At 40.1% G+C, this 8457-nt stretch carries 10 protein-coding genes; all 10 read right to left on the bottom strand.

What is annotated here, in order from left to right; translation table 11 throughout:
- Positions 1-329: 329 nt before the first annotated feature.
- Positions 330-1397, bottom strand: a complete 1068-nt coding sequence (locus AUJ82_07335) for an arsenical-resistance protein (GenBank protein ID OIO58959.1) — start codon at positions 1395-1397, stop codon at positions 330-332.
- Positions 1398-1410: 13 nt separating this feature from the next.
- Positions 1411-2100 carry a cytochrome C biogenesis protein gene (locus tag AUJ82_07330; GenBank protein ID OIO58958.1) on the bottom strand — a complete coding sequence of 230 codons (690 nt, stop codon included), beginning with the start codon at positions 2098-2100 and terminating at the stop codon, positions 1411-1413.
- Positions 2097-2522 (bottom strand): hypothetical protein, encoded by a 426-nt coding sequence (locus AUJ82_07325; GenBank protein OIO58957.1) that lies wholly within the window; start codon positions 2520-2522, stop codon positions 2097-2099. Before AUJ82_07325 ends, AUJ82_07330 begins: the two co-directional genes overlap by 4 nt.
- On the bottom strand, positions 2476-2883 hold the full coding sequence (locus tag AUJ82_07320) for a hypothetical protein (GenBank protein OIO58956.1): 408 nt from the start codon (positions 2881-2883) through the stop codon (positions 2476-2478). The genes AUJ82_07325 and AUJ82_07320 overlap by 47 nt, the downstream gene beginning before the upstream one ends.
- 56 nt (positions 2884-2939) lie before the next feature.
- The gene (locus AUJ82_07315) at positions 2940-3173 is read right to left on the bottom strand and encodes a thioredoxin family protein (protein ID OIO58955.1); all 234 of its coding nucleotides are present in this window, start codon (positions 3171-3173) and stop codon (positions 2940-2942) included.
- Between the two features lie 13 nt (positions 3174-3186).
- Entirely contained in the window at positions 3187-3969 is a 783-nt protein-coding gene (locus tag AUJ82_07310; protein ID OIO58954.1) for an arsenite S-adenosylmethyltransferase, read from the bottom strand.
- A 172-nt stretch (positions 3970-4141) separates the two neighbouring features.
- Positions 4142-5314: a hypothetical protein gene (locus tag AUJ82_07305; protein ID OIO58953.1), complete on the bottom strand. Its 1173-nt coding sequence runs from the start codon at positions 5312-5314 to the stop codon at positions 4142-4144.
- On the bottom strand, positions 5314-5616 hold the full coding sequence (locus AUJ82_07300) for a hypothetical protein (GenBank protein ID OIO58952.1): 303 nt from the start codon (positions 5614-5616) through the stop codon (positions 5314-5316). The genes AUJ82_07305 and AUJ82_07300 overlap by 1 nt, the downstream gene beginning before the upstream one ends.
- Positions 5617-5725: 109 nt before the next feature.
- Positions 5726-6595 (bottom strand): hypothetical protein, encoded by an 870-nt coding sequence (locus tag AUJ82_07295; protein ID OIO58951.1) that lies wholly within the window; start codon positions 6593-6595, stop codon positions 5726-5728.
- A gap of 156 nt (positions 6596-6751) precedes the next feature.
- Positions 6752-8206, bottom strand: coding sequence for a hypothetical protein (locus AUJ82_07290; GenBank protein ID OIO58950.1), 1455 nt, complete (start codon positions 8204-8206; stop codon positions 6752-6754).
- Between the last annotated feature and the right edge of the window lie 251 nt (positions 8207-8457).

The raw sequence follows: 8457 nt of genomic DNA, 5'->3' as shown, positions 1-8457 counted from the left end.
CGTTTATTTCGCGCATCCTCATTCCCCTTGGGAACGAGGCTCAAATGAAAATACGAATTCTTTAATACGACAGTATTTTCCTAGCGGAACAGATTTTAATAAGATCTCTGTAAATAGACTTAAGGAAGTCCAAGACGAATTAAACGATAGACCGCGGAAAACACTTTGTTTTTATACACCTCATGAAAAATTCTGTGAAGTGTTGCGTTAGCAATTTGAATCTACCGTCTTGGTATAGGGTTGGTATTGGTATCGAGCCGAGTTATGTACGCAGATAAATAAAACCCGTTTTTTACTCATTAACTATTCCTTTCAAGTTATTATTCTACTTAGAGATTATTTTCTTCTTTAGGTTCAAACCAATGCCGTGTTCTATTAGAGAAATAAACTAAGCTCAGCATTATTGGCACTTCGGTAAGCACCCCTACTACAGTAGCAAGCGCCGCTCCACTCTTTAGCCCAAATAAAGAAATTGCCACGGCTACGGATAACTCGAAAAAGTTACTAGCGCCAATCATTCCCGCAGGAGCAGCAATCGAATGAGTTAAGCGCCATTTCCTACTCCATAAATAACCGATAAAGAAAATAAAATAAGTCTGGATTATCAAAGGGACAGCGATTAACAATATATGAAGTGGATTACCGAGTATTATATTCCCCTGAAAAGCAAAAAGAATAATTAAAGTCAATAATAACCCTACAATAGTAACTGGCTTAAGCGCTTTCAAGAATACGTTTTCAAACCAATCTACCTCTTTAGCCTTCAATAGATAAACCCTGGAAATATACCCACCTACAAGCGGGATAACCACAAAAAAGATCGTTGAATATATCAAGGCATCATAAGGCACAATAATTTGATTTACGCCCAACAGGAATTTAACAATCGGCACAAAAGCAACTAATATTACCAGATCATTTACGGCTACCTGAACCAGAGTATAGGCGGGATCACCTTTGGTTAAATAACTCCAGACAAAAACCATGGCAGTGCAAGGAGCAGCTCCTAAAAGTATAGCACCAGCGATATATTCTTTGGCTAAAGCCGGGCTGATAAAGGCAGCAAATACGTATTTTAGAAAAATTGCCGCAAATATTGCCATACTAAATGGTTTAATTAACCAATTTACTACTAATGTTACTACTAAACCTTTTGGTTTTTTCCCTGCCCTTACAATACTAGAGAAATCAATTTGCACCATCATCGGATAAATCATCAGCCAGATGAGTACGGCAACCGGGATATTCACCTGGGATACTTCCAGTTTACTTAAGAAATTTACTCCTGTAGGAAATACTTTTCCAATGATTATACCTGCAACAATACAGAAAATTACCCAAAGAGAAAGATACTTTTCAAAGAATGGAAGTTTTACGCTACTTTTTATTTCAGGCATTCTAAAACTCCTTTTAAAATAGTTTCAGGATATAAACTCCAGTGTAATATAGCCCTACAAGGACAAAAATACCACCAGTTATTCTACGCGTATAATGTTCAAATCTCGTGATCTTATGAAACCAATGACTCATTGAAGTAACGCCTAAGGCAATGGCTATAGCAAATAAAAGCACCGGGAGACCTGTGCCTACCCCGTAAATAAATGGCAGCAATGTTCCAGCTTTGCTTTTAATCGCCAAGGGGATAAGACTTCCGAAATATAACGCAGCAGAAATCGGACAAAACGCCAGTGCGAAAATAAAACCAAGTAAAAAAGCGCCCGGAGCTCCGGATTCCGCAAGTTTACTTTGATGTCTTTGTGAAAGCGACACTCCCGGCAAACGAATAGTAATTATTTCTAGTAAAATAAGCCCAGTAATAATTAAAAGTGGGCCCAGAGCCTTACCCATGTATTTCTGTAAAAACTGGGCAACTTGCGGAACGCTTAAAAGAGAACTGATGATAATCCATCCCAGAACAGCATATGAGACCATCCTGCCTAGCGTGTACGCCAATCCTGAAATAAACACAAGCACAGGATGAGTTATTTTCTTAGACAGAAAAGAAATTGCAGCCACGTTACTGGCCAAAGGACATGGGCTAATGGATGTCAAGATCCCTAGCCATAACGCTGATGCAAATCCTATAAATATCTCTGTCATTGAGCTTCCTTCAATAAATCGGCAACCCCATTCTTCACATAATCAATAAATCTCTCTTTATTACCAACATACTCCCAGATCTTATCCATATTCTTCCATTTAATTTCTTTACCGTCTTTGATCAATGATAAAATAAGCGATTTAGTATACAGCTGATAATCTCTGGCATAATGTTCGTTACCTTTATCATCTATATTGACTACTTTAAACTCCAGTTTTCCAGATGCAAGCGCATCTTTAAAATTAGTTTCTATAGCTTCCTTCGAATATTGTTCAAACTTATAGCAAGTCGGACAGCGAGCTGTTCCATGAAAATAATAAGCTATAACCTTGGCTGCCGGCTTATCTGCTGCGGCAAAAACAGAAAAGCTTGCGCTAATTACTGCAACAGCCGCCAGAAGTATTACGATTAACTTCTTCACCTTTGCCTCCTGTAATTTTAGACAATACTTTATCAATAGATCCATCATCAACTTTTGTCTTACCCTTATCAAAACCCATATCTTTAAGGTTAAAAGCCGTAACTTTAAAACCAGCGTGTTCAAGCGTCTTCTTTGAACAAGAAACAGGACAACCGTCAATAGCGATTAATTTGTTAGCCGCTTTTGTGGACTCAATCATGCCCGGTATATGCGCCCCGATACCGGCAAGACAAAACATCTTTGCCTGTCCGCATTTGGCCATTTTACGCGCTGCCCTGTCCGACAACTCCCCCACATCCGATCCTCCAGAACAAGAAAATATAAATATTCCCGCTTCATTACACATACAATTGCCAGCCATTAAAAACCTCCTTGCAGTTAGCAAGCACCCGCGCGATTCCACATAAGCACGGAGTGCTATTTTAAAATAATCTTTTTAATTTCGTCTTTACTTAAGACTTCCCCTGCCGAAACCACCGTACCGTCAACTGCCAAGGCTGGCGTCATCATCACGCCGTATTCGGTTATCTTGTCAATATCCGTCACCTTGCCGATCTCGGCTTGAATATTCAATTCCTTGACCGCCGCCTCGGCGTTCGCCGTGAGTTGTTTGCATTTAGGACAACCAACTCCTAAAATTTCGATCTTCATTCTACGCCTCCATTTATCTTTTTATTGCTGATACTTTTATGCTGACTACTGCATCTTGAGCGGCCTCGAAGTTATTAAACATAGCATCCACCGGATAACTCGATTCGCTAATTACCTTAACATCCTTAAAACCCGCCATTGTTATAAGATTCAGATATTCGTCTTTCTTAATCGCTCCGGCAAGACAGCCCACATAAGCCTCAACAGACTTTTTAATGGCAGTCGGTAAATCTTTAGCAAGCACCAAATCTGAAACCATCAACCTACCGCCGGATTTTAGTACTCTATATCCCTCTTTAAATACCGCCTCTTTATCTGGCGAAAGATTAATAACACAATTGGAAATAATCACATCGACAGAATTATCTTCAACTGGCAGCTTTTCAATTTCACCTAAGCGAAACTCCACATTAGAATATTCGCCTTTTTGGGCGTTTTCCTTCGCTTTGTCGATCATCTCCGGAGTCATGTCAACACCGATAACACGGCCTGTTTTACCAACTCTTTGAGCCGCCAGAAATGCATCAAACCCCGCCCCACTTCCCAAATCAAGCACCACATCGCCTTCTTTTAAGGACGCCAATGCAACAGGATTGCCACAACCAAACCCCAGATTCGCACCCTCAGGAACAGCATTCATTTCGGCATCACTATAACCAACCGTCTTACTTATAGTTTTAGCTTGGCTTGTACCGCTACAGCAAGAGTTCGAAGAACAGCACGAAGTAGTCTGCTTCACTGCCTTTGCGTAACCTTCCTTGACAATTTTCTTAATCTCATCTGCTTTTCTTTCCATCCTATATCCCTTGCCGCTTCATTTTTGAGGCGTCTTCCCTATCGATTTGCTTCTTAATCACTTCCTTAACAAAATCAAGCGCCCCTTCTTTGTCACGATCAATGACAATCTGCTCTACTTTAAGCAAATCATCATCCGTAAGATTAATAATCTTTTTATTCGTCATCCGTTCCTACTTTACGATAAACCCAAAAATCATGCCCGTAATTGTAGACATGACTACTACCAAACTCACATAAACAACTGTCTTCTTTGTTCCCATGATACTCCGCAATACAAGCATACTCGGCAGACTCAAAGCAGGCCCTGCCGAAAGAAGTGCTAGCGCAGGCCCTTTGCCCATGCCTGAGCCAATAAGTCCCTGTAAAATTGGTACTTCAGTAAGTGTAGCAAAATACATAAACGCCGCCACAATCGAAGAAAAGAAATTCGCCCTAAATGAATTACCTCCGACAAGCGCCGCGACAAAGCGCGATGGGATCACTCCTTCGTGACCCACCCTTCCTAAAAGGAACCCAGATACAAGCACGCCACCTAAAAGAAGCGGAAGTATTTGAAGTGCAAAACCCCATGTCGCGCCAGTCCATTCCTTTAATTCATCTTTCTTAAACCATCTAAAAAGCGTAATGGCTAAAACTGCCAAGAAAAAACCAGTAATCCACCATTTAAAAGTATAAATCAAACTCCAAATTCCGGTATCTCCTGCCAAAGGTTTCCCCCAATTGGCAAATATAAGCACGGCAACCATGGAAAAGAAATAAACAACATTCTGCCATAAAGGACGGATCTCTTTTACTTCGCCTACATTGAAATCACCGCTTGCATGACGCGCCCTTTCTTCTTTCAAAAATATAAGATGCATCAATAAACCGATAACAACGCTAAATATCACCGCACCTACTGCTCTTGCCAATCCTAATTGCCAGCCAAGGATCCGTGCCGTAAGAATAATAGCCAAAACGTTTATGGCCGGCCCTGAATATAGGAAGGCAATCGCAGGCCCAAGGCCAGCGCCTCTCTTATATATGCCAGAGAAAAGCGGCAACACAGTACATGAGCATACTGCAAGTATCGTCCCAGATGCCGATGCTACGCTATAGGAAAGGAATTTATTTGCTTTCGCGCCAAAATATTTCATTACCGATGCCTGGCTGACAAAAACTGAAATCGCCCCGGCGATAAAGAATGCTGGGACTAAACACAAAAGCACATGCTCCCGCGCATACCATTTAACCAGTGCAAGGGCCTCAAAGATTGCGTTGGAAAACCGTAGGTTTTCTATGGGCAGATAAAAACACGCTAAAAACGCCGCTAAAATATAAAGAAACTTTTTCCAGTCTTTCATTACTTGCTCCTCCTCTTAATCTTACAACAACCACCCTCAATTCTTATCGCCTTGATGTTCACTAAACCATCGGCAATCTTGTTTTGGGCAGAAGTTAAAATCCTTGAGAATGTCGGCCTTGAGATCTTAAGCCTTTTTGCTGCATCAACCTGTTTTAAATTTTCAAGGCATGCAAGGCGTACAGCTTCAAATTCATCAAGCGTCAAAAATACAGTTTCCAATTTGTTTAATGGTTTACATAGTGGTTTAAAACAACGCTCGCCCGGTATACATTTAATCCACCGTGTCTTTTTAGGACGCATACATACTCCTTACTTGTTATGAACACCTGCTCATAACAAGTTTATCATATTTACTCAACATGTCAATAATTTTTTAGTTTAAGGGTGGTTTAAATTAAGGGTATTTAAATCAAGGCCTCCAAACGAACCAAACAAATAAATACGCGGCAGTTACAGCGGCAAAAGTAAAAGGAATTCCGATTTTCATAAAATCTTTAAACCTAACTTTATACCCCTCTTTTTTAAGCAAACCACAGGAAACAATATTGGCTGAGGCACCAATTGGGGTAATATTACCTCCCAAACTTGCACCAATAAGTAGTCCGAAAAGAAACAATGAAGGGTTTACATCTAACTTATAAGCCATTTGGCCTACGACAGGAAGCATAGCCGCTAAAAAAGGAACGTTATCTACAAACGCAGAGATAATCACGGAAATAAATACGAGTAATGTGTAACCAAAGAAAATATTTCCTCCGATTATATTTGATAAATATTGAGCCAGGTTATCTGTCCATCCGGTTAAAGTAAGGCTTCCAACTAGAATAAATATACCTACTAGGAATAACGCCGTATCCCAATCCAGTGATTTAATTAATTCAGATATTCTCCCCCTGTTTGATATTTTCTCCCATGCTACTGAAATGATCCCAATAATCATACAGATAATTCCCGCGGCAGAAGTAAACCCAGTATCAAAGAAAGAGGAAGCTGCAAGCAAAAATATCAGCGCCACGAGCAAAATAGTGGGAACCCATGAATGTACTTTTTCTACAGGTATAACTTTAACCCTATGCCGCTTTTCCCGAAACAAAAACATCAAGACAAAAAACGAAACAAAAGCACCCAATTCCACCGCGAAAAATATACTCGGCTTTCCTCTATAAATAAAAAAATCACCGAAATTCATTTTCGTAAAACCTGCCAAAAGCATGCTGGGAGGATCCCCAATCAACGTTGCCGCGCCTTGTAGATTACTCGATATCGCAATTGCAATCATCATTTTTATCGGGTTTAGGTTGATTTTACGAGCAAGCGTCAAAGCAATCGGAGCAATAATAAGAACCGTGGGGTTGTCCGATAATAGCTGCAAATAAAAAATTAGCCACCAAATTTGCTCTTTCTCAAGAAGACGTTCCGGTAGAAAGGCTATTTTCTAATTCAACGCCCACCTAAGGGCTGAATTAAACCTCATTTTGTCTCTTGCGCTAGAAATAAGAGGGGCAATTTTTCTAATATTGTAGCCTATGCAGAGTAGTTTAAATTCAGATGAGGTACGAGGTAGCCCCCTACATAAGAACTGTCTAAAGCCTAGATTTTTCTTAAAATGGCCAAAAGGTGTTTCCGCGGCATGGGCGCGTTGGTTATATTTTTTCTTGCCAGCTTCCGCAGCCAGCCTATTTCGCATCTTTATAACAAGATCTTCCCTTGTGTGCCTGGTAACAAACCTGAGTTTTGCCTTACCGCGAAGGCATAAACTTTTCTTAAGGCATTGCTGGCAATCTTTGGCTTGGTAGAGAGTCAATTCTCTTTCAGACTGAACTGTTTTTTTACGAAGGATATTGCCTTCGGGACAGATGTACTGATCTTTGATACGGTTATATCTGAAAAGTTGTTTACTAAAAAGACGCTGTTTGTTTTTGAATTTATCTTTCTTGTCTCTGGCATAATCAGGATGAGGCAAATATCCTTTAATCCGGTTGTCATCTAGATAGGTAAGGCTATCAACTGAGTAATAGCCGCTGTCAGCTAAGAGTTCTTTGGGTTTCGTTTTAAAGATTTGTTTTATAATTTCTACTTGTGCCTTGACTTCACCAGCATCAGCAACGCAAGTTTTAACTTCGCCTGAGAGGATAATCTTCCTTTTATTATCTACTGCTATTTGACAGTTGTAATTTGTTTGTATGGTCTGGCTATCTTTCATAAAGTTAGCATCGTGGTCGGTTAGGTTGATTTTATCTTTGTTTAATTCTTTGGCCTTGTGTAAAGCCTGCTTAATCTTCTCAAGCCGCTTCTTTTGATCTTTGATATCTTCAGGCAGCTCATCGCCGGTTTTATCTTCTCCGTACAACTTGTCTTCTGCTTCATCCGTTTTTATAGCTTCACTTATGGTGTCTCTAATACGTTTCTTTTGTTCTTTTAACTCTTCTTGAGTAAAGCTCTTTCGGCTTGAGGCATTGGCCCTGATTTTGGTTGAGTCTAAACTTACTGTTCCAAGCTTTATTAAGCCGATTTCTTTGGCTGCTTTGACTATGCTTATAAAGGAATCTTCTAAGATGGACTGGTGGTTCTTTCTAAAGTCAGAGATGGTTCTGAAGTTTGGCGCCTGCTGCCTGGTTAGATAAATATAAGCTATGTTTTCTTGAGCAGATTTCATAATCTTTCTGGAGCTAAAGGTGCCTGTGGCATAGCCATAAAACAAGACTTTAATCAGCAGCCTGTAGTCATAACATGGAGCGCCGACAGTGCCTTGTTTATTCGTAAGAGCGGATAAATCAAGATGCTCTACGATGTCATCGACGACAAAACAAAGATGGTCTTGGCCTAAAATATCTTTGGGATTTGAAAAGAACAGCATAAATTGCTGCGGCTGATAGCTTCTGACGGCCATAATTGCCTCCTTTTGGTAGTTTTCTATCAGCCATATTATACCATACTTTTAGATTTTATCGACGGAATATGCAATTATTTTAAAACAGAGGGATGAGGAATTATCGGACAGCCCCACGTTTCTATTTTTCAAAAATTGAGCACCTTAAGCTTTTATCTAGCGGAATACTTTACGCAAAGCGCAAAGTATTAGAAGCGGCTACTATTCCCATTTAACTATAGTTTAGGAAACCCGGGTGGTGAAGGAAAATT

Source organism: Verrucomicrobia bacterium CG1_02_43_26, assembly GCA_001872735.1.
GTDB lineage: Bacteria > Verrucomicrobiota > Verrucomicrobiia > Opitutales > CG1-02-43-26 > CG1-02-43-26.
This window is presented reverse-complemented; position numbering and strand designations above follow the sequence as displayed.

Coding starts and splice junctions, on each gene's coding strand:
- AUJ82_07330 (OIO58958.1), bottom strand. CDS start 2,100: ATGACAGAGATATTTATAGGATTTGCATCAGCGTTATGGCTAGGGATC.
- AUJ82_07305 (OIO58953.1), bottom strand. CDS start 5,314: ATGAAAGACTGGAAAAAGTTTCTTTATATTTTAGCGGCGTTTTTAGCG.
- AUJ82_07320 (OIO58956.1), bottom strand. CDS start 2,883: ATGGCTGGCAATTGTATGTGTAATGAAGCGGGAATATTTATATTTTCT.
- AUJ82_07315 (OIO58955.1), bottom strand. CDS start 3,173: ATGAAGATCGAAATTTTAGGAGTTGGTTGTCCTAAATGCAAACAACTC.
- AUJ82_07295 (OIO58951.1), bottom strand. CDS start 6,595: ATGATTGCAATTGCGATATCGAGTAATCTACAAGGCGCGGCAACGTTG.
- AUJ82_07300 (OIO58952.1), bottom strand. CDS start 5,616: ATGCGTCCTAAAAAGACACGGTGGATTAAATGTATACCGGGCGAGCGT.
- AUJ82_07290 (OIO58950.1), bottom strand. CDS start 8,206: ATGGCCGTCAGAAGCTATCAGCCGCAGCAATTTATGCTGTTCTTTTCA.
- AUJ82_07335 (OIO58959.1), bottom strand. CDS start 1,397: ATGCCTGAAATAAAAAGTAGCGTAAAACTTCCATTCTTTGAAAAGTAT.
- AUJ82_07310 (OIO58954.1), bottom strand. CDS start 3,969: ATGGAAAGAAAAGCAGATGAGATTAAGAAAATTGTCAAGGAAGGTTAC.